This is a genomic window from Marinitoga sp. 1155 (genome assembly GCF_001021175.1).
GTDB lineage: Bacteria > Thermotogota > Thermotogae > Petrotogales > Petrotogaceae > Marinitoga.
The window spans coordinates 55,661-78,151 of the sequence record NZ_AZAX01000005.1 but is presented as its reverse complement, the minus strand read 5'-3'; the positions used below and the strand labels follow the sequence as shown (position 1 = coordinate 78,151).

Annotated in this window: 20 protein-coding genes and 1 riboswitch; of the genes, 15 read left to right on the top strand and 5 right to left on the bottom strand. The window is 27.7% G+C overall.

Annotation, left to right across the window (positions count from 1 at the left end):
- The 9 genes from X274_RS02825 (at window position 1) to X274_RS02780 (ending at window position 8,965) form a co-directional block, all read left to right on the top strand.
- Complete coding sequence (locus X274_RS02825; protein WP_052913141.1) at window positions 1–1,158, top strand: carbohydrate ABC transporter permease; 1,158 nt, start codon at window positions 1–3, stop codon at window positions 1,156–1,158.
- A 9-nt stretch (window positions 1,159–1,167) separates the two neighbouring features.
- Window positions 1,168–2,055, top strand: a complete 888-nt coding sequence (locus tag X274_RS02820) for a carbohydrate ABC transporter permease (RefSeq protein WP_047265290.1) — start codon at window positions 1,168–1,170, stop codon at window positions 2,053–2,055.
- Window positions 2,056–2,065: 10 nt separating this feature from the next.
- Window positions 2,066–2,725 carry an HAD family hydrolase gene (locus tag X274_RS02815; protein ID WP_047265289.1) on the top strand — a complete coding sequence of 220 codons (660 nt, stop codon included), beginning with the start codon at window positions 2,066–2,068 and terminating at the stop codon, window positions 2,723–2,725.
- Window positions 2,722–4,953 (top strand): glycoside hydrolase family 65 protein, encoded by a 2,232-nt coding sequence (locus tag X274_RS02810; RefSeq protein WP_047265288.1) that lies wholly within the window; start codon window positions 2,722–2,724, stop codon window positions 4,951–4,953. The genes X274_RS02815 and X274_RS02810 overlap by 4 nt, the downstream gene beginning before the upstream one ends.
- A 43-nt stretch (window positions 4,954–4,996) precedes the next feature.
- Window positions 4,997–5,125: riboswitch (FMN riboswitch) on the top strand.
- A 124-nt stretch (window positions 5,126–5,249) separates the two neighbouring features.
- Window positions 5,250–6,434 (top strand): bifunctional 3,4-dihydroxy-2-butanone-4-phosphate synthase/GTP cyclohydrolase II, encoded by a 1,185-nt coding sequence (locus X274_RS02800; RefSeq protein WP_047265286.1) that lies wholly within the window; start codon window positions 5,250–5,252, stop codon window positions 6,432–6,434.
- Entirely contained in the window at window positions 6,435–6,899 is a 465-nt protein-coding gene (gene ribH, locus X274_RS02795) for a 6,7-dimethyl-8-ribityllumazine synthase (protein WP_047265285.1), read from the top strand.
- A 4-nt stretch (window positions 6,900–6,903) separates the two neighbouring features.
- Window positions 6,904–7,965 carry a bifunctional diaminohydroxyphosphoribosylaminopyrimidine deaminase/5-amino-6-(5-phosphoribosylamino)uracil reductase RibD gene (gene ribD / locus X274_RS02790; RefSeq protein WP_047265284.1) on the top strand — a complete coding sequence of 354 codons (1,062 nt, stop codon included), beginning with the start codon at window positions 6,904–6,906 and terminating at the stop codon, window positions 7,963–7,965.
- Window positions 7,950–8,507 (top strand): riboflavin synthase, encoded by a 558-nt coding sequence (locus X274_RS02785; RefSeq protein ID WP_047265283.1) that lies wholly within the window; start codon window positions 7,950–7,952, stop codon window positions 8,505–8,507. The genes ribD and X274_RS02785 overlap by 16 nt, the downstream gene beginning before the upstream one ends.
- Window positions 8,508–8,599: 92 nt before the next feature.
- Window positions 8,600–8,965 (top strand): NifB/NifX family molybdenum-iron cluster-binding protein, encoded by a 366-nt coding sequence (locus X274_RS02780; protein ID WP_047265282.1) that lies wholly within the window; start codon window positions 8,600–8,602, stop codon window positions 8,963–8,965.
- Window positions 8,966–8,985: 20 nt separating this feature from the next.
- Here X274_RS02780 and X274_RS02775 read toward each other — a convergent pair whose 3' ends face one another.
- From X274_RS02775 to X274_RS02755, 5 genes are read right to left on the bottom strand one after another with little or no spacing between them, the layout of a single operon-like run.
- Entirely contained in the window at window positions 8,986–9,870 is an 885-nt protein-coding gene (locus tag X274_RS02775; protein WP_047265281.1) for a glycoside hydrolase family 130 protein, read from the bottom strand.
- A gap of 10 nt (window positions 9,871–9,880) precedes the next feature.
- A complete protein-coding gene (locus tag X274_RS02770; protein ID WP_047265280.1) occupies window positions 9,881–10,699 on the bottom strand; it encodes a carbohydrate ABC transporter permease in 819 nt (272 codons plus the stop codon).
- Window positions 10,696–11,574: a carbohydrate ABC transporter permease gene (locus tag X274_RS02765; RefSeq protein ID WP_047265279.1), complete on the bottom strand. Its 879-nt coding sequence runs from the start codon at window positions 11,572–11,574 to the stop codon at window positions 10,696–10,698. Before X274_RS02765 ends, X274_RS02770 begins: the two co-directional genes overlap by 4 nt.
- A 4-nt stretch (window positions 11,575–11,578) precedes the next feature.
- A complete protein-coding gene (locus X274_RS02760) occupies window positions 11,579–12,829 on the bottom strand; it encodes an ABC transporter substrate-binding protein (protein WP_047265278.1) in 1,251 nt (416 codons plus the stop codon).
- A 2-nt stretch (window positions 12,830–12,831) separates the two neighbouring features.
- Window positions 12,832–13,821 (bottom strand): LacI family DNA-binding transcriptional regulator, encoded by a 990-nt coding sequence (locus X274_RS02755; protein WP_047265277.1) that lies wholly within the window; start codon window positions 13,819–13,821, stop codon window positions 12,832–12,834.
- Window positions 13,822–14,169: 348 nt separating this feature from the next.
- Here X274_RS02755 and aglA point away from each other — a divergent pair, with 348 nt between their 5' ends.
- The 6 genes from aglA (at window position 14,170) to X274_RS02725 (ending at window position 22,448) form a co-directional block, all read left to right on the top strand.
- Window positions 14,170–15,606, top strand: coding sequence for an alpha-glucosidase AglA (aglA, locus tag X274_RS02750; RefSeq protein WP_047265276.1), 1,437 nt, complete (start codon window positions 14,170–14,172; stop codon window positions 15,604–15,606).
- A gap of 13 nt (window positions 15,607–15,619) precedes the next feature.
- Window positions 15,620–16,969 (top strand): hypothetical protein, encoded by a 1,350-nt coding sequence (locus X274_RS02745; RefSeq protein ID WP_047265275.1) that lies wholly within the window; start codon window positions 15,620–15,622, stop codon window positions 16,967–16,969.
- A 39-nt stretch (window positions 16,970–17,008) separates the two neighbouring features.
- On the top strand, window positions 17,009–19,201 hold the full coding sequence (locus tag X274_RS02740) for a hypothetical protein (protein WP_047265274.1): 2,193 nt from the start codon (window positions 17,009–17,011) through the stop codon (window positions 19,199–19,201).
- A gap of 242 nt (window positions 19,202–19,443) precedes the next feature.
- The gene (locus X274_RS02735) at window positions 19,444–20,208 is read left to right on the top strand and encodes a DeoR/GlpR family DNA-binding transcription regulator (protein ID WP_047265273.1); all 765 of its coding nucleotides are present in this window, start codon (window positions 19,444–19,446) and stop codon (window positions 20,206–20,208) included.
- Window positions 20,209–20,222: 14 nt separating this feature from the next.
- The gene (locus X274_RS02730) at window positions 20,223–21,068 is read left to right on the top strand and encodes a PfkB family carbohydrate kinase (protein ID WP_047265272.1); all 846 of its coding nucleotides are present in this window, start codon (window positions 20,223–20,225) and stop codon (window positions 21,066–21,068) included.
- Window positions 21,069–21,095: 27 nt separating this feature from the next.
- On the top strand, window positions 21,096–22,448 hold the full coding sequence (locus tag X274_RS02725) for an ABC transporter substrate-binding protein (protein ID WP_047265271.1): 1,353 nt from the start codon (window positions 21,096–21,098) through the stop codon (window positions 22,446–22,448).
- The last annotated feature ends 43 nt before the right edge of the window (window positions 22,449–22,491 follow it).

Below are 22,491 nucleotides of genomic sequence, written 5' to 3'. Positions count from 1 at the left end.
ATGAAAGTTCAATGGAAAACAAAAGAAGCTTTAATCGGGTATTTATTTGCTTCGCCTATTATTCTATCAATAATAATTTTTACAATATATCCGATATTTGCAGCATTTTATTATAGCTTTACTGATTACAATCCATTAAATGCAAGAAATTTGGAAGTTCTATTTAATCCCCAGGAAACTTTAGAATTTCATTTAGGAATGTTTCAAAATGAGATAAAAAATATTAATGAAATTAAAAATAATTTTGATTTGATGACATATATAAAATCTGACGTTGGAATAAATTTGGATGAAAAAAAAGAAGAAATAATAAAAAAATATTTTAATACTAATAAGTTATTAAATGACTTTATTTCTGGTAAGTTAAATAAAGAAATGAAAATTTCTCAATTCATGTCTATTTATCTGGATAAAGGTGCATCTTCGTTTAAAAAATATATTCCAAATTTTTTGGGTTTTGAAAATTTTAAACGTATGTTCAAAGACCAATATTTTAAAATATCTTTATTTAATGCTTTTTTTTATTCTATTATAGTTGTTCCAGTTCAAACATTATTAGCAATAGTTTTAGCCGTAGCAGCAAATTCTAAAATAAAAGGTGTAAAATTTTTCAAAGCAACATTTTTCATACCATCAATTACTTCTTCAGCTGCGATATCAATGATTTTCTGGATGTTATATTCGCGTCCGGGAATTTTAAATAGATTTTTGTCTTTATTCGGATTTCAGCCTATTGCATGGTTGGAAAATCCAAATACAGCATTACCAGCTATTATGGTTATGAATATCTGGACCACTGCAGGTTATTTTATGATTACTTTTTTAGCTGGTTTACAGGATATCCCTGTCTCAATATATGAGGCCGCAAGAATTGACGGCGCTTCCTCATCTAAAATTTTTTGGAAAATAACTATTCCCATGTTGCGCCCACAAATATTATTTGTAATGATAATGGGAACAATTGGAACGATGCAAGTTTTTGATCAAATCTATTTTTTGATAAAAAACATGAGAAATATAACTATATCTTATTATATTTATAAAAATGCATTTGAATATGGAAATATGGGTTATGCTTCTGCATTGGCATTAATATTATTTTCAATTATTTTAACAATAACTTTCTTACAGAGAAAGTTCATTCGAGAAGAATATTGAGGTGAAATTATGAGTTATAAATATGCAAAAATTATCTCCTACACTGTATTAATAATATACGCTTTAATTTCTTTATTTCCTTTTTTTTGGGCATTTTTAATTTCTATAACCCCTTTAAACGGAATAAATCCAGATACCGGTGAAAGATTTGGTATTGATATTATGCAATGGCCTCCAAAAATAAATCTTTTTAAAATTCCGCCTCAAGTATTCGGAACTAATGCTACATTTGAAAATTATAAAAAAATTTTTGAAGTAGTCCCTTTATATAGTCGATGGATATTAAATACTATTTTTTACGCTGTTGCTTTGACATTTGGTCACTTAATTTTAGATACTCTTGGAGGATATGCTTTTGCGCGTTTAAAATTTCCACTAAAAAATTTCTGGTTTTCTTTATTTCTGGCAACAATGATGGTGCCCTTTCAGGTTGTAATGATTCCTCAATATAATTTAATGGTTAAATTTGGCCTGGTAAACACCTATACAGGTTTAATATTACCTAAATTAACAGGTGTATTTGGATTATTTTTAATGAGGCAATTTTTTTTAAATTTTCCAAGAGAATTAGAAGAAGCTGCAAGAATTGATGGAGCAGGAATTATTAAAACATTTTTTACTATAGTATTGCCAAATGCCAAACCTGCTATGACTGCACTTGCAATTTATACTTTTTTAGGCGCCTGGAACGATTTTATGTGGCCACTAATAATTACCTCTGATAAAACGATGTATACATTAACTATGGGATTAAACTTTTTCAAAACATCTTATTATACTTTTTGGCAATATATGATGGCAGCATCTATTTTAATGACAATACCTATGATAATTATCTTTTTATCTTTCCAAAATCAATTTGTAGAATCAGGAAAAGCAGCTGCAATAAAAGGTTAGGAGGAATAATATGTTAGAAGCTGTTATCTTTGATATGGATGGTGTAATTACAGATACAGTTCCTTTACATTACAAAGCATGGGAAAAAATGTTTAAAAATCATGGATATGAATTCAACTTTAATATTTACAAAGAAAAGGTCGATGGAAAACCGAGAATAAAAGGTATAGCATCAATTGCATCAAATGAAAATGATGAAGTTTTAAATAGTATGGCCGAAGAAAAACAAAAATATTTTTTAAATCTCATTGAAAATCATCCGCCAAAAATATTTGATGATGCTTTATATTTAATAAACTTATTAAAGAAAAATTCTATAAAAATCGCCGTTGCCTCTTCAAGTAAAAATACAAAAAAAATTTTACAGTCATTAAATATTTATAATTTATTTGATGATGTTATAACAGGATATGATTTTAAACACGGAAAACCTGATCCGGAAATTTTTTTAATAGCTTCTAAAAGATTAAATACTAAATTTCAAAATTGCATAGTAATTGAAGATGCTATTGAAGGAATAAATGCTGGAATAAATGCTGGAATGGTTACTATTGGAATAGCCCGACATGGGAATGAAATAGAATTGTCACATGCAAATCTAGTTGTAAAATCATTAAATGAATTAAATATTGAAAAACTAAATATTTTATTACAGGAGGCAAAAATATGATTTTATCTGAAAAAAAATGGCTACTTGAAGAAAATATTTTTGAAATTTCTCCTGTAAAAGAAACTATTTTTACACTGTCTAATGGTTACTTGGGTGTTAGAGGCACTTACGAAGATCTATTTTATAATGAAACTCCTGGAACTTATGTTGCAGGTATTTTTGATAAATCAGAAGCATCTGTCAAGGAATTAGTTAATTTCCCTTATTTCTGGGGATTAAGACTTTATATAAAATATGAATATTTAAATCCATTTGAGTGCAATATATTAGAATTTAAAAGGATATTGGATATGAAACAAGGAATTTTATACAAAAAAATGAGATTAAAAGATAAAAAAGGAAGAATAATGAAAATTGAAGGTTACAGATTTTTAAGTATGGATAAAAAAAATTTAGCTTTAATGACTTATACTATAACTTCAGAAAATTTTAGCGACAGAATAACAATAGAAACATTTATCGATGGTAGAACTTATAATTCAACAAAACACCCTAAAGACCGCGTGAAGCACTACTATCTAAACAATCATATCTTATCAGAGGATTATATATATGTAGAAGCATGGACAAAAGACGAAAAAAATAAAATTGGAATATTATCAACCATAGAAACAAAAAGCACTTTTACAAAAACTTCAAGAAATTTCATCGACTTTATTTCTCAATCTATTGATATTGACTTAAAAGTTGGTGAAAGTCATACTATAAACATTTATACAAGCATTTTGGACTCCAAAAGACATAATGATTTATTTAATAAAAATATTAAAGAAATTAATAAAGCAAAAAAAATTGGTTTTGAAAATCTACTTAAAAATCATTATGAAAAATTTAAAGAATTATGGAAAATTGCTGATATAAAAATTGTTGGTGATGAAAAGGCTGATAAATCCTTACGATACAATATTTTTTCGTTACTTTCTCTCGCAAATCCTGAAGATGAATTGGTTAGTATTGGAGCTAAAGGATTGCACGGTGAAGGGTATAAAGGTCATGTTTTTTGGGACACTGAAATATACATGCTCCCATTTTATATATATGAATATCCAAAAGCAGCCAAATCATTTTTAATGTATAGATATCACACTCTTGATAAAGCAAGAGAAAATGCCTTGAAAAATGGATATAGAGGTGCCCAATATCCATGGGAATCTGCTGATAACGGACAGGAAGAGACTCCAAAATGGGGTGAGGATTATTATGGGAACAAAGTGCGAATATGGACTGGTGATATAGAATATCATATAACAGCTGACATTGCTTACGCAATAAGAGAATATCTTAGAGCTACTGATGATTGGGAATTTTTTGTAAATTATGGTGCAGAAATTTTTTTTGAGACAGCAAGATTTTGGGCTTCAAGAGCTGAATATAATAATGAAAAAGATAGATATGAAATTAATAATGTTATTGGGCCAGATGAATTTCACGAACATGTTAATAATAATTTTTACACGAATTATTTGGCTAAATGGAATATAGAAAAAGCTTTTGAATATTTAAATATACTAAAACAAAAATTTCCAGAAAATTATTTAAAAATAATAAAAAAAATAAATTTGACAAACAGTGAGTTAAGAATATGGAAAGATGTAGCTGAAAAATTATATATTCCATGGAATAAATCTTCTCACTTAATTGAACAATTCGAAAATTATTTTAAACTTGAAGATTTCACAATTAGTAAATACAATGAGAAAAATATGCCAGAATGGCCTGAAGGTATCGATTTATCTAATTTAAATAAATACCAGTTAATTAAGCAAGCTGATGTTCTAATGCTAATGCATTTGTTACCAGAAGATTTTGATTTTGAAACAAAAAAGGTAAATTTTGAATATTATGAAAAAAGAACCATGCATAAATCCTCTTTAAGCCCCAGTATGTATGCAATAATGGGATTGGCAATAGGTAATCACTCTAAAGCCTATGAATATTTTATGAGAACAGCTTTAGTCGATTTGGAAAATAATCAAGGAAATACAGCCTTTGGATTACATGCTGCAAGCGCTGGTGGAACCTGGCAATCTATAATTTATGGGTTTGGTGGAATGTATATTGATAATAAGGAACAAATTACTTTTAATCCCTGGATACCTGAACATTGGAAAAGTCTAGAATTTAACATTATTTATAAAAACAAATTATTAAATATTAAAATCACCCAAAATTCATTTGATATAAAAGAACTGCCCTCCCTTACTGCAACATTAAACAACCTCACATGAGGTTGTTTTTTTCATAATTATATGATATAATCCATAAGAAGTGAATATTCTCCGGGGCAGGGTGAAATTCCCGACCGGCGGTGAAAGCCCGCGAGCCTTAATAAATGCTATTAAGGTTGATCTGGTGAAATTCCAGAGCCGACAGTTAAAGTCTGGATGGGAGGAGAACAAAGGCATATACTTAGATTTATTATTTGTATATTACAGTGATATCTCTATTGATATATATGCCAATAGTAATAAAAAATCATGCCCTGGAGAAATCCAGGGCAATTTTGTTATTGGGAGGAGAATTTATGGATAAAAAAAATATAATTAAAACTTTCGAATCAAGCAAACCAATAATTATTTGGGATGAAAAAAAAGAAATAGAAGCTGACTTTATTTTTCCAGCAGAATTAGCAAATAGCGATATTATTAATTTCATGGTATCTCAAGGAAAGGGATTATTATGCTTAGCAGCTGAAGAAATTTATCTTATCCAAAAAGGTTTTTTTAAACTTCCATCTAACAATATGGATGCATTAAATACAAATTATTTCATAACTATTGATCATAAAAAAAATGTAACAGGAATTTCTTCATATGAGCGTGCAAAGACTATAAAATCTATTACAGAAAACACTACTATAAATGACTATAAATATCCTGGTCATGTTCAACTTTTAGGAAGCATCGGTATTAATAAAAGAAAAGGACATACTGAAAGTTCCGTTGAATTAATGAAACTATTAGGATTTAAACCTTTCGCAGCTTTAATCGAAATTTTAGATGAAAATGGAAACTCCCATAACTTTAATTACATAAAATCATTATCTAAAAAATTCAAAATACCTATAATTTCTGTAGAAGATATAGTTATTGAAACAGTAAAAAACAACTTATATGTTAAACCTATTACAGAAGCCAAACTACCTACAAAATTTGGAAACTTTAAAATTATTGGTTTTGAAAATAATTTTGATAAAAAAGAACATTTTGCAATATATAAAGGCAATTTAAATAATAACCCTTTATTAGTTAGAATTCATTCAGAATGTGTAACTGGCGACGTATTAAATTCAAAAAAATGCGATTGTGGTAGCCAATTACATTTAGCCATGCAAAAAATAAATAATATAGGTAGTGGATTAATAATATATTTAAGACAGGAAGGAAGAGATATTGGTATTACTAATAAAATAAAAGCATATAAATTACAAGATAATGGTTTGGATACAGTAGAAGCTAATTTAAAAATTGGAATGCCAGCCGATAATAGAGATTATGCTATAGCTGCTCAAATATTAAAATCATTAAATATTAAAAATATTATTTTAATGACAAATAATCCAGATAAAGTTAAACAATTAAAAAAATACGGAATTAATGTAAAAAATATGGATACGCATATTGGAGAAATTACTCCAGAAAACAAGTTTTACTTAAAAATTAAAAAGTTAAAAATGAATCATAAAATTAAAATAAAGGAGGAAATATAAATGAAGGTTATAGAAGGAATCTTTGATGGAAAGAATTTGAAATTTGGCATTGTAGTTTCAAGATTCAATTCATTTTTCTCTGAAAAATTATTAGATGGATCTCTGGACGCTTTAAAAAGGCATAATGTAGAAGAAAATAATATCGATATTTTTAAAGTTCCAGGTACTTTTGAAATTCCTTTTGTAGTAAAAAAATTAATAAAAAAGAATTACGATGCAATTATAGCTTTAGGTGTGGTAATTAGAGGTGAAACATATCATTTTGAAGTTGTATCTAATGAAGTTTCAAAAGGAATTGCTCAATTGAATTTGATGTCTGATGTACCAATTACTTTTGGAATAGTAACCTCAGAAACGCTTGAACAAAGCATAGATAGATCAGGTGCTAAAGCAGGAAATAAGGGATTTGAAGCTGCAATGGCAGCATTAGAAATGGCTAATCTGAATAAAATCTTGAAAGAGTGATTTTATGAATCATGAATATTTTATGAAATTAGCAATAAAAGAGGCTAAAAAAGGGATTGGAAAAGTAAACCCAAATCCTTTAGTTGGAGCTATTATAGTAAAAAATGGAAAAGTTATATCAAAAGGTTATCATGAATACTATGGTGGAAGACATGCGGAAATTGTAGCTATTGATAATGCTAAAGAAAAAAAGATTGATATAAAAGGAGCTACAATGTATGTAACTTTAGAACCATGTTCTCATTTTGGAAAAACCCCACCTTGTGCAAACAGATTGGCAAAAGAAGGCTTCAAAGAAGTTTATATAGGGATGTTAGATCCTAATCCATTAGTCAACGGAAATGGAGTAAAAATTTTAAAAGAAAATGGAATAAATGTAAAATTCGGTATTTTAGAAAATGAAATAAAAGAATTAAATGAGATTTTTATTACTTACGTTAATAAAAAAAGGCCTTTTATTGCCCTAAAATTCGCAATGACTATGGATGGCTTTATCGCTTCGAAAAATTTTGATTCAAAATGGATATCCAATGAAAAATCAAGAAAATTAGTTCATAAATTGCGGAATTATTATTCAGCAATTTTGGTTGGAGCCAATACATTAATATATGATAATCCAAAATTAACCTGCAGAATAAAAAACGGAAGAAAACCGATAAGAATTATTTTAGATAAAGAAGGAATTTTTTATAATAAAAATTTAAATATTTTTACTGAAAAAGGAGAAAATATAATTTTTTCTATTCTTAAAGTTGCTCCAAAACATAAAAATACGGAGATAATAAATGAAACAAATATAAATAAGATATTGAATATTTTATATGAAAAAGGAATAGACAGCATTTTAGTTGAAGGTGGTGCGACAATTCTATCCTTATTTTTAAAAAATAATCTTGTCGATAAAATTCATGTTTTTTATTCTCCTAAGATTATTGGTAACGGCATTTCTCCTTTCAATAAATTAAAAATTAATAATATAAAAGATTCTATAAAATTCAAACCTGTTAAAAGTAAAAAAATTGATAATAATATATATTGGGAGTTGATACCTTGTTTACAGGAATAATACAACAACTAGCAAAAATTCGCATTGCAAATAAATCAGTTATTATAGATAATCCCTTTAAAGATGTTCAATTAGGCGAAAGCATTGCTATTAACGGTGTTTGCTTAACTGTAGAAAGAATTGATAATAATAAACTTTATTTTTCAATAGGCGAGGAAACATATATAAAAACAAATTTAAAATATTACAATAATAAAATAGTTAATCTCGAAAGGGCTTTGCGATTAACTGATTTTCTTGGTGGGCATATTGTTACCGGGCATGTTGATGGAATAATCAAATTTTTAGGTATTAAAAAATCTTCAAATACATACTGGATGAAATTTAAAATCCCAACAGAAAAATGGGCTATTGCTAACAAAGGAGCTATTACAATTAATGGTATTAGTTTAACGATTGCAAAAAAAGATCTGGATTCGTTTGAAATACAGGTAATAGAACATACATATAAAAATACAAACCTACGATATTTGAAAATAAATGAATTTGTTAATTATGAAATAGATATAATTGCTCGTTATGTAAAAGAAATTGAAATATAATTGTTATTTTATTCTCATATAAAAATAAAAAAATCAGTTTATAATATTAATTGAAATATATATTTAAAACATATATGTCAAGGAGGGAAATAATGAAAATAGCGATTCCTGTATTAAACGATGATGGAAAAAATTCTAAAATCAGCGAACATTTTGGACATGCACCATACTTTGCCTTTATTATTCTCAAGGAAAATGGTGAGTACAAATTAAGTATAATAAAAAATCCTTTAGAAGAACATGGACCTGGGGATATACCAAATTACTTGCATAAAGAAGGTATTAGTCTTCTTATAGCCAGAGGGATTGGAGGAAGAGCAATTACATTTTTCGAACAACTCGGAATTCATGTAATTAGAGGTGCTGATGGAACTGTTGAAGAAATTATAAATGATTTAAAAGAACAAAAGCTATTTGATAGAGAATATGAAGTAAAAGAAAAATTTCATAATCATTAATATAAGGCCCATTATGGGCCTTATTCTTTAATCCATTTATAAACTTCTTCTTTTGTTATAGTGGCTAATGCAATATAATTATCAGCAGCCCCATAATAAATATAATATTGATCATTATATTCTACCATTGCATCAGAAAATACTACCATAGGTACTCCACCAAACTTTTCCCATGGTTCTTCTGGCTCTAATATAGGTTTTTCACTTCTCTTTAAAACTTTTGTTGGATCTTCCAGATCTAACAACATAAATCCTAATCTATAAATATTTCGTGGAGCTTTTTGAACCCCATGATAAAGCAACAACCATCCGTATTCTGTTTTTAATGGTGGCCCAGCTATACCTATTTTTAAATCATCCCAATAACCTTCTCTGGGTTTAGCAATACTTATATAATCACCCCAATGAACTAAATCATCTGAGAAAGCTAACCAAATGTCTGGTTCCAATCTGTGAAACATTACATATTTATCATTTATTTTCTCTGATAAAATTCCAGCATCTTTATTTGGAGATTCTGGCAAAACAATTCCATATCTTTCCCAATTAAAGAAATTTGTTGTTGATGCTAAAGCAACACTTATATTAGTGGGTGAATATGCTGTGTAACACATATAATATTTCCCATCAATATAAGTTAACCTCGGATCTTCAACACCATACATCTCACTTATATCTTCAGGTTCAAATACGGGTTTTTCCATTCTGTTAAAATGTATTCCATCTGTACTAACAGCATATCCTATCCTTGATACCATATCTTCACCTTGTGCTCTGTATAGCATATGAAACAAATCTCCGTCATATACTACTGCTGGATTAAATACAAATCTTGATTCCCACAAATGATTTGGGTTTGGTGAAAATAACGGATTTAATGGATGCCTTTTTAATTTTAGTTCCAATTAAAACACCTCACTTTAATGTAATTGAAATTCCTTGTAAGAAGTATTTTCTAAATATTAAAAACAGAATGACCATAGGAATAGTTTGTATAACAGAACCTGCTAATATTGGACCAATATATGCGCCATATTCATGATTAAAACTTGCCAATAAAACAGACAATGGCATTTTATTATAATCCTTCATTACAATTAATGGCCACATAAAATTATCCCATATACCTATAAATGTAAATAATGAAACTATAGAAAGTGCTGATTTATTTAAAGGCATCATTATTTTAAAAATTATCCATAAATCAGTAGCGCCATCCATTTTTGCAGCCTCAATATAATCATTTGGAGTACTTCTATAACTCTGTGTTAACATAAAAATTCCCCATCCGCTCATTAAACTTGGTAATATAAGAGCAGAATAAGTATTCAATAATCCTAAATTTCTTATCAAAATATAAAGTGGAATAGTAAACATAAATCCGGGAAATACCATTTGAAAAATTAGAAAATCAAATATTTTATCTCTACCTCTAAATCTTAGCTTAGCTAATGCATAAGAAATTATTGCTGATGTTAACACAACAGAAATAGTTACAGTTAATGAAATAAACAAACTATTAAAAAACGCACGTATAAAAGGTCTTTGCATTTTTTTTGCACTTTCTAGTATGAATTTAAAATGCTCTAATGTAAAATGCGTTGGCCAAAATCTTGTATATATTTCATTTGAAGGTTTTAGAGAGGACATAAATAGCCAGATATATGGATATAACCATAATAATGACAATGAAAACATTATTATATGAAAAATTATAACACGTATTTTTTTCATACTATATCAACTTCTCTTTCAAATAATTTTCTTGTTATCCAGATAATGACAAAACTAAATATAGCAGTAAATATAGACATTGTTGCTGCATATGTTGGATCCAACTTTTGAAAGGCTGATGTATACATTACCATCATTGGCATTAAAGTACTTCTCATGGGACCACCACCTGTAATCATATATGGTTCAGTAAATATCCCAAAAGATAATGATATTGCAAAAACTAAAACCATAACTATTGAGGGATTTAACAGTGGCAATGTTATTTTAAAAAATTTAACATATTTATTTGCTCCATCTAATTCTGCAGCTTCATATATATTGTTTGGAATACTTATTATACCAGCATATAATATCAAACCATAATAACCTATAAATTTCCATACAACAATTAATGAAATGGAAAACATTGCTAATTGAGGACTTGTAAACCATGGAATAGTTGTATTGAATAATTTATAGATTATCTGATTTAAAGGACCATTTTCAGCAAACAATTTAGAAAACATTATTGAATAAGCTACACCAGAAGATATATTTGCTACTAAAAAGGATAAGGCTACAAATGTTTTCCCATATTTTATTTTACTCAAAGCCAATGCAAACAATAAAGAAAAAATTAATACAATGGGAATATAATACATTAAAAAATTTAATACATTAAAAAAAGCTTTCCAGAATATAGGATCATATAATACTCTTAAAAAATTTCTAAAACCTGCAAATCTGGGGGAGCCTACATATCGCCATCTGGAAAAAGCTAAAATTACAAGCCATACAAATGGATATCCCCAAAAAATAGCCGCATATACAAGGTATGTTGAGGATATAAGAAGCCCCTTTCGGGCTTCTCTTTTTCTTATATTTTTTGTCATATAATCACCATATTATTCTATTAATTTTTTTCACAGAATTTTTTACAGCATCTTCTGCATTTGCTTTTCCATACATAATAGGTTCTATTAAACTATAAGTCATTTCATCCTGCACATCTACTGTTTTCGAAATTAAAGCTGGAGGTATTGCATATCCAACATATTTTGCATACTCAGCAGCTAAAGGATTTTTATCAAAAAAGTCTTTAAAAAGTGGATTCTTTAGCAAATCTGACCTTGCAGGTGGCATCTTTGTCATTTCTAACCATAATTTATCATTTTCCGGATTAGAATATACCCATTTTACAAAATCCCATGCTTCTTTTTGATGTTTGGAACTTTTAAATATAACTAATCCTTTAGTATCTGCAAAAGTGTAAATAGGTTTGTCCTTTGGATAATTATCTGGAACTACTGGTGGAGTTATAGTAATATTTTTTATTATTTCAGGGAACTGATTTTCTGCATATGGTATTTCCCATGGACCTTTTAAACTTCCAATTATCACACCGTTATATAAAGGAGCATTACCTAAATCAACAGCTGTCCATTTATTTTTAAACATTGTTTCAAAAAACTTAGCTACTTTTATCCCCGCGTCGTTATTATATACTGCACGATACTTTTTTAAATCTATATAAGGTTTTCCTTCACTTGCAGCATAATAATAAGTAATATAATCAAACCATCTATCCCACCAATTTCTCCCTGCAACTACTCTCATAGTATATTTTTCTTTTGGAACAACAAATTTTTTTGAAAGTTCATAAATTTCAGAATACGTTCTAGGAGGTTTTTTAAATCCATATTCCTGTAATATATCCTTTCGCCACCACATTAATATAGGATTTGAATATATAGGTAAAACATAACTTTTACCCATAAATTTCCAACCTTTTATAATATCATTCATTTTTCTTTGTGAAACTACCTCATCAAAACCAGGTAATTTACTTAATTCAACCAGTTGATCTAATTCAATTAATTGTGCTGCAAAACCAGAAAAAATATTAGTACATATATCAGGTGTTCTTCCCGAAGCTATAGCACTTAAAATTGCTTCTTCAGAGCTTCCAGCTGCTGGAATAGTAGTCCATTCTATATCTATATCCGGATTTAATTTTTCATACTCTGAAACTAACTTTTTCCAATATGCTTCTTGATTAGGATTAGGCGCTGTCCAAAATACTATTTTTGTTTTTGCAAATGACATAATAATTAATGTTAAGAATAAAACGAATAATAACTTTTTCATTTTCAAACCCCCTTTGTAGATTTTCTTTCTATAAATTCGGTAAATAATGAAGTTACGTACGGATGTAAATTTTTACCATTAATAAGTTCAATAACTCTTTCCAATGCAACATTTCCCATTTCATACTTAAAAACTTTTACTGTAGATAATGATGGTTCAACTGTTGAGGAAAATACAATATCATCAAACCCTATTATTTGTATGTCCTCAGGTATTCTAATTTTCTTTTTTTTCAAAATATTTATAATCATTACAGCAATTGGATCATTTGATGTGAAAATTATTTCTGGATTTTTTGATAAGATTAAATCTATAATATAATTTATAGAATTTTGAGTTTCTGCAACTTCATAAGTTATAGGCAGTAAATTACTATTTTTCATTGCCAATTCATATCCTTCAAACCTTCTCCTAAAACCATAAAATTCTAAAGATCCGTGTACATGTACAATTTTTTTATACCCTCTTTTTATCATCTTATCTATAACATAATATGCTCCATCAAAACCATTTGAAATTATTGCATTTATTTTTTTACCCATAATATAATTATCAATCAAAACTTTATGTATCTTGCAATCTAAAATCTCAAATGGAATTTTATCTGAACCCAAAATCAGTATACCATCGCATATTTTTTTTTGATTTATAAATTCATCAAAAGTCATTAATCTTATTTCAGCTTTATTTTCTTTTGCTCCATCGTATATTCCTTTTAACACTGTAGAATAAAAATCCATTTCACCATATTCATTTTTTCTTTTTTCTAATATATTTTTTATTCTATTACTAATTAAAACTCCTATTTTAAAACCATATTTTACCTTTGCTAAATGTTTTGCTTGACTCGAAGGTTTGTAATTAAGTTCTTCAACAGCTTTTAAAACCTTTATTTTTGTTTTTTCTGAAAATTTTCCTTTATTGTTTAATACACGAGAAACTGTTGCAATTGATGTTCCAGCCAACTTTGCAACATCTTCTATTGTTGCCATATTATCACCTCGTTGTGTAAGCGCTTAACTAATAATATAATATCATAGATAATTAAAATACAAAAATTTGAAAATGACTAGTTAATATTGATTATAGTTTTTTATAGTATCTTACGTATTATTATCAAAGGAATTCTAATTTTTCATTGTAATTTTTTATTATTTTTATAATTTATAAAAATAAAAGAAATTCCATCGTAATAAACGATTTTTAATTATAATATCTTCTAAAAACTAATATTCAGCTTAAAATATGTTTTGAATAAATGAATTTATATTATATAATGCAAATGTGTAAGCGCTTAACTAAAATAGAAATACGGATATCTTCATTTTGAGGTGAGTTTTATGAGTGTGAATATTAGTATAATCGGGGCTGGAAGTGCTGTTTTTTCAATGAAACTTATAAGTGATATATGTAAAACAAATGAGTTGTCAAATAGTAAAATAACTTTAATGGATATTGATGAAGAAAGATTAAATGCTATATATTTATTAGCAAATGAAATTGCTAATAAATTGAATGCATCTATTAATTTTAAAAAGACTTCTATTTTAGAAGAAGCAATTAAAAATTCAGATTTTGTCATTAATACAGCAATGGTTGGTGGACACAAATATTTAGAAAAAGTTAGAAGTATTAGTGAAAAATATGGGTATTATAGAGGTATTGATTCTCAAGAATTTAATATGGTTTCTGATTATTTTACAATCTCTAACTACAACCAGTTAAGTTTTGCTCTTACTGTTGCAAAACTTATGGAAAGATTTTCACCCAATGCTTGGTTAATACAAGGTGCTAATCCTGTTTTTGAAATAACTACACTAATTTCAAGAGAGTCTTCTATAAAAATAATAGGGATATGCCATGGCCACTATGGTATTGAAGATATTATTAAAAATTTGAATATCGATAAAAATAAAGTATCATGGCAAGTCGCTGGCTTTAATCATGCTATATGGTTAAATAAATTTGAATATAATGGGAAAAATGCTTATCCTTTATTGGAAAAATGGATAGAAGAAAACTACCAATATAATCCAGAACATCCGTTTAATGATCAGTTGAGTCCGGCAGCCATTGATATGTATAACTTTTATGGTTTATTTCCAATTGGTGATACTGTTAGGAATAGTTCTTGGAAATATCATTACACTTTTGAAGATAAGAAAAAATGGTATGGTATACCTTGGGGTGGTGCTGATTCAGAATTAGGCTGGAAATGGTATCAAAACATGCTTGAAGAAGTAACAAAAACTATTAAATACTTATCAAGGTTAGTTACAGAAAATCCGGAAAAAGATTTTTCAAAATTATTAGAAATCTCTTTAAAAAGATATAAATTACAATCGCATTTTAAAGAAGAAATGAAAAATATATTGAATCCAAATTCTTTAAGCAAAGAACAACATATTCCTTTTATAAATGCTATTGTAAATAATAAGGAAGTTCGCCTTGTGTTAAATATAATGAACTCAAACATTATTGAAAATATCCCCAAAAATGTCGCTGTTGAAGTTCCAGTTAAGGTAAATAAAAATGGAATTCATCCTGAAAAAATTTTTCCTAAGTTAAATAAAAGAATTTTATATTATTATCTTTATCCTAGAATGATACGAATGGAGATGGCTCTTGAAGCATTTTTAACTGGTGATATTAAACTTCTTGAAGAATTTTTAATTCGAGATAGAAGGACTCATTCTTATGAACAAGTAAAAGATGTTTTAAAAGAAATTATTTGTCTTCCTGAAAATAAAAAAATGAAAGAACATTACAAATATTAAAAGGGGGTATATTATGAAAAAATTTGTATTTTTGACTTTAGTTGTTATTTTGACTATTTTTGTAATGGCAGAAGAAAAGGTCATTGAAGTACGTACTAATCAAATGACATGGATGGAAGTACCTTATAAAATTTCTTTTTCAAAAATGCTTGATATTGTTGGTGAAGATTTCGAAGCTAATTGGTATTCTATCAGAGTTGTTGATGAAAACGGAAATTATTTACCTTATCAAATCGATGATATAGACGGCAACAAACGTATATCTTCTGACGATGTATTGTTATTCACGTTTAAAAAAACTGCTAAAATCATCATTTCAGATGACTCAAATATGGATTTAATGAATTTCAATCCTTATTTTTCTATTGAAAAAAATAACGATGAATATTTAATCACTTCAAAAGACTTTGATATAAAAATAAATAAATATGGTTTGGCAAACTTCGTTAGATATAAAGATATAAAAGGAAATATATATAACGAATTAGGAACTGCAAGAATAGCTGGCTGGTCTGGAAGCACTTTCTATATCAATGGAAAATTAGGAAAACATGTAGAAATGACTTCATCTGGCCTATCTATTGAAAAAGTTAGAGTTTTGGATGCTGGTCCTATTGCAGTAACAGTTATTTCTGATTTATATTCCCGATTGCTACCAGGATTAAATCAACATATGGTAACATATATTTTTAAAACTGGTGATGTATTAGTTGAAAATACATTTTCTTTTACAAACTATGTTGACATAATGAAATTGCAGGTCATGGCTACATCACCTATCACAAGCGTTGATGATAACGCTTTACATATTCTTCCATTATTTAGAAGAATGGTATGGGCTGAACAAATAAATGGAACGCCTTTAGATTACTGGTCACAAAGAAATGCTATAAAATACGTAAATGGAAAACCATATATTGAATTTTCTGCTATTGATTCCATGAAACCTTTATGGTGGGGAGCAACATATGCTTTTGTTTCTGAAGAAAATTGGAGGGCTAATTTCTCACCAAAATATGGAATTGGTGCAGCAGAAATATTACCAGAAAAACCTGTTGTATATTCCGATTTAAAAGACTTTGTTTTCCATGATTTTTGGTTCTATGAAAGTAGAGAATTCAGAGATGGTATTTTCAGATGGTTACCAGGTGAAATGGATAATTATAAAGCAACTAAAGGTGTTTTTCCACCGTATTCTGAAGAAAATGTTGGAAAATACTGGATGGCTAAATTTAAAGCTGGAGATGTTGTAAAGTATAATAGGTATTATTCTATTTTCCAATCTCGTGATACAACAGAAGCTATTAACTTTTTAGAAAAACGTTCTGCTGAAATTCAAGGAATTCATGTAATCGAAAAATAATATAAGGGCACTTAACGTGCCCTTTTTTGGAGGGTGAATATGAAAAATAAATACATAATTCTTTTTTTTATCGTATTTTTCTCTTTAAATTTATTTTCAATTGAATTAAATTTCTCACATCTCGAATTTTTAAGAGATACCTTTAAGATAAACGATAAAAATGTAGTTGGATATTGGATATACGCCGATAAATATGGTCAAAAATATGTACATAAAGAAGCTATCGGTGAAGGCGTTACCTGTGTAGATGATGTTGCAAGAGTTGCTATACTTTATACAGATCTTTACAAAACAAATAAAAATGATTTTTATTATCAAAGAGCTAAAGAAGCTTTAAATTTTGTCATCTCTATGCAAGATTTTGATGGTGATTTCTACAATTTCATTTTAAAAAATGGAAATATAAACAAATATGGAATAACAAGTAAAAAATCAGGAAGTTGGTGGGCTGCAAGGGCTTTTTGGGCTTTGAGTAATGCTATAAATGTATTTCCTGATGATTTATTTAATAAAAAATTGATAAATTCTGCTAAAAAGGCCAAATCTTTTTTATTAAAAAAACTGGATTCTAATTATTTATTAAATAAAAGTTCCGATGTGTCTTCAATTTTTTTATTAGGATTATCCGCTTACTATAATCAGTACCCAAACAATAGTGACTTAAATTATATAATCAACATAGCTGATTCAATATTAAAAACACAAATATCAAATGGACCTTTTAGCGGCTCTTATAACGAAAGTTCTGATAATAATCGTTATTTATGGCATACATGGGGATCAAGACAGGGTGAGGCTCTCATTGAAGTTTATAAAATTACAAAAAATATAAAATATTTAAATTCTGTAAAAAAATATGTCGATTTTTATGATTTACTACTTTCAATTGGACCTGTATATGAAATAAAAGATTATATAAAAAAATATCCATATTTATCTTATGGGTTAGAAACAATAATTTCTACTTTATCAAAACTATATCTTGTGACAAAAGAAGATATTTATGCTGTTAAAGCATTTTTATTTGGTTCTTTTTATAATGGGAATAACCATTTAAACTCTCCTTTTACCGGCAAAAACGGAGAAGGATTCGATGGCATGCATTCTGTTTATATTAATCAAAATGCTGGTGCAGAATCAACTGTGTCATATCTAATTTCTTTAGAAAGATTGAATGAATTACCAAAAACTTTTGAAAAATTTTATTTTTCAAAAACTATAGACAATGGAAATTCTTTACTTTTAGAGGCTGAAAAAATGGATTATGGAATTTATTCATTTGAATTAGAAAATACAAATAATATACAGATTAAAACCAATGAAAAAATAGCCTTGAAAACATATATAAATATTTCAGGAAACTATTATATATATTTAATAGGAAAAATTCCTGATTCAAAAATAAAAATATATTCCGGTAAAAATAAAATAATAGTAAATAATAAAATTTTTATTCCTATTGAACTTGAAAAAGGTAAATTAACAATTTCGATAACTCCTAAAGAAACGTTATATCTGGATCAAATATTGATTATTCCAAAAAAATTCAAATTTGTTGTTAAAGTAAAAAATGAATTTTTTGAGATTTTAAATAATGAATATAGAATTATTTCATATAATGGTGATGATATTTCATATAAAAAAGACTTATTAAATATAAAAATAGATTTTATAAAGAAGGATAACTATTATATTGCAAATTTAGATAATATTTTTAATAATAATGGTATTGTAGAATTTTCAGAAAGGAAAGAAGGAAACTTTGACAATCCAGATGGAGTTTTCGGTGCTAAATATCCTGCAGAGGAAATTGAAAAATATTTATCTAATAATATATTAAAATATAACAACATACTATTTAAAATAAAAATCCAAGGTTTAGATAATTTAATAGCAGTTGGGCAAAAATTAGAACTAAAAAATATAATTGGAAATACTTTATATATTTTAGGATCATCTGATCACGGAAATTACCAAGCAAAACTTATTATTGAATATACTGATGGAACACTTCAAGAAGAAATACTTAGTTTTTCTGATTGGTGCCAGCAACCTATTTTTAATGAAAATATCGTTATTGATACAAAATATAGATATAATGGTATTGGTATAAAAGAAAATTTGAATCCTAAAATTTATTTAAACAAGTTTTTATTAAAGAATAAAAAAATCAAATATATTTATCTTCCCAAGAAACCAACCATGCATATTTTTGCTATTACTATAAAATAAAATTTGCTAAATATTATTATATTATATTTTAGAGTCAGATAGTTGAACTATCTGACTTTTATTTTATTTCGTTTATTTTCGTTTTTTCAAATAATACGAAAATAAACGAAATTAAATTATAACAATTCATAATGTTTTGTAAGAGAACATAAAGATATATTAATGAATTTTGAAAAATATAAATAAAGTATTAAAATAATATTGTTAGTATATGTATGATAATTTAGAGAAAGGATGATATTATGTTTGCTGAAGAAAGACAAAAGAAAATATTAAATTTTATAAAAAACAAAGGGAAAGCATCCGTAAATGAATTATCTAAATTTTTAAATGTAAGTGCTGTAACTATAAGAAAAGATTTATCTTATTTAGAAGAATTAGGGAAAGTGATTAGAACTCATGGCGGTGCCATTTTACCAGATCATGCAAAGGTAGAATGGAATTTTTTGAGTAAAATAAAACAAATGAGTAATGAAAAAAAAATAATTGCTAAAAAAGCATATTCATACATACAGGAAGATGACACTGTTGTCCTTGATAGTAGTAGCACAAATTACTATATTGCAGAATTGCTAAAAGAAAAACATATTAACGGTGTGACTATTATAACAAATAATATATATATAGCTGAAAAACTTGTAGAAAGCCATTATGAAATAATTCTTTTAGGTGGAACAATAAGAACTAACAGTTTCTCAATTGTTGGACCATGGTCTATAAAATTATTAAAAGAATTAAATTTAGATATTGCATTTCTCGGGACAACTGGCATTTCTAAAGAGAAAGGTTTCATGGTTGCGAACTTTCTTGAAGCAGAATTAAAAAAAGCGATTATTAATTCTTCGGAAAAAAAATTTATTGTTGCTGATTCATCAAAATTTTCAAAAAAATCTTTTGTTTCTTTTGCTGATTTTAAAGATATTACAGGTATTATATCAGGCAACACAATGCCTATTGAATTTTTAACTTTTTTTGATGAAAACAAAATAAAAATTGATTGTGTTTAACTGGGGGTTATATTATGTCAATTACATTTATAGGGCACGTATCAAAAGATATAAACATAGTTATGGAAAATTCAGTCATAAAAAATAAATTAGAAATTCCAGGCGGAGGTGTCTTTTTTGGTTCAATTGCTGCAGCTTCATTAAATAATGAAGTAAATGTAATAACCAAAGTTTCAAAAAACGACCAACAATTATTTTCTGATTTGGATAAAAATCTTATAAAAGTCAAATGGTGCTATTCTAAAACTTCCACATCTATCGAGAATGTTTATCCCTCAGGAGATCCAGATCATAGGATGAGTCGAATGTTATCAAAAGCTGATTCTTTTGCTGTAAAAGACTTTGAAAATTTAAATGATGAAATAATTCATATTTCTCCATTATGGCATGGTGAATTTCCTGAAGAGCTTATTCCAGTAATTAGGAAAAAGGCGGAAATTTTAGGTCTCGATGCTCAGGGCTTTTTAAGGAATGTTGATGAAAATAGAAATATGAATTATTCAGATTGGGAATTCAAACTTAAGTATTTACCCTTAGTTGATATATTTAAAGTTGATATTAAAGAAGCATATATATTGACACAGGAAAATGATCCTATAAAAGCATTAAAAATCATAAAAGAATATGGAGCTAAAGAGGTTTTATTAACCCATAACAGAGGGATTATTTTAGGAGTAGATAATAAAATTTTAGAATCTTCTTTTGGAAAGTATAAAATTGAAGGAAGGACGGGCAGAGGTGATACATGCGTAGCTGCATATTTGGTAGCAAGAAAAAAAATGGATTTTCAAAATGCTTTAAATTATGCAGCTGAAATCACAACAAAAAAAATGCAATATAAAGGTCCTTATAAAGGGTAATTAAAAACTATTTCAGGAGGGATTAGTATGAAAAAATTAGGTATGTTGATGGTATTATTGATTATTGGAACTACATTGATGTTTAGTGTAAAAACTATAAAAATGGTAGCCTGGACAGTCGGACCTGATGATCCGTCAATTAACAGAAAAGTTAATTTAGAAAAAGCAGCTGAAAGATTAAACAAAATGTTAGAAACCGCTGGAGCCGATATACGTATTGATTTAGAAGTATCATTTGATTCTACAGATTGGGGTTCATATAAGCAAAGAGCTTTGATAGCATTTCAATCAGGAAAACAACAAATTGATATTATAACTAGTGGTCATGATGATATAGGAATGTGGGCAGCAGCAAATTACATTATACCTATAGATTCTTATGTTAAGGAATTTTGGGATTTAGGGTTATATGACATAATACCTTCATTGTGGAAATCAACAAAGTTTAAAGGTAAAATTTATGCTATCCCTCAGGACACTGAAGCTAGACCATTGTATGCAAGAAGAGATAAATTGAGAGAAATGGGTTACACCGATTCTCAAATAGATGAAATGATGAAAAAATTCAATACTGGTGAATACACATTATATGACTTAGTAAAAATTGCTCAAGAAGGTATTAGAAAAGGTGTTGTAAAATGGGGATTATGGCATAGACCTTCAAAAGGTATTGACTATTTCCAAATCTTCACATCTTTCGGAGCACAAATATATGACCAAACTACTAATAAATTAGTTTTTGATGAACCAAATATGAGAAAAGCATTCCAGTTTTTCTATGATATATCAAACAAATATAAAATTACACCAAAAACTTTGATTGGAACCCCATGGAATTCAGTTCATAGTTCATTTGCTGGACCAGAAGGCAATGTATTATTCCATATGGGTGGAACCTGGAATGTTGCAGAATGGAAAAAAATGTTTGGATATACTAATGAAGATATAAAAGAAAAATTCGCATTTTCTTTAACTCCTAGCGCTTATAAAGGTTATCCTGGTAATACATTATCACATCCTGTTGTGTATATGGTTACATCAAGATCAAAATATCCTGAATTAGCTACATTATTGATAACCTTAGCTTCCGCAGCAGATTTAAATGCTAAACATGCTATAGACAGCGGACATTTAGCTATAAGATTCGAAGAGATGAGTAACCAATATTATGCAAAAGATGAATTTACAAAAGAAGTAACCAAATTATTACCTTACACCTCTTTCATACCTAATAACGATAGATTTGATGAATATAACAAATCAATTTTTGATGCAATTACAGCTTTGGAAGCTGGAAGATTTACACCTGATCAAGCAATTAGATTTGTCGAAATGACCTTGAAATCAAGGCTGAAAGATAATGTGATTATAAAGAAGTAGATTTTTTTACTCTCTCTCCCTTTGTTGGAGAGAGAGTATTTAA